1 protein-coding gene is annotated in these 470 nt (G+C 36.2%); it reads left to right on the top strand.

All coding sequences use genetic code 11. From position 1 onward, the window contains the following. Positions 1–470 (top strand): helix-turn-helix transcriptional regulator (locus tag LC455_RS32030; RefSeq protein ID WP_223596807.1); only part of this gene is annotated, 470 nt, incomplete at both ends.

Here is a 470-nt window from a genome sequence, read left to right on the forward strand (position 1 = left end):
ACTTTATTCTGCCAGAAAAAACCGTCTTCTGAAGTTTGCAAAATACCCACCTAAAAACGGGGAAATAAGAACGGTAACCATCTATTTTGATGAAGCTATCTTACGTGATTTCAGCCGTGAATATGGTTATCAGGCAAAGAAGAAAGACAATACTCCGGCTTTTATAAAACTGGATCAAAAGGCATTAACTTCTTTTATGTATTCTTTACTTGCGTATGAAGAACTTCCTGCTTCTACAGAACTTCTGCGTCTCAAACAGAAAGAAGCTTTACTTCTGATGCTGAGCGATGATCCGGGTCTTAAGGATATTTTATTTGATTTTTCTGAGCCTTACAAAATAGATATTGAAGCTTTTATGAACAAAAACTTTCATTTCAATGTCAATGTAGAGCGGTTTGCTTATTTGACCGGGAGAAGTCTGTCTGCCTTTAAAAGAGATTTTCAAAAGATATTTGGGATACCTCCAAGAC

Source organism: Neobacillus bataviensis (assembly GCF_019969725.1).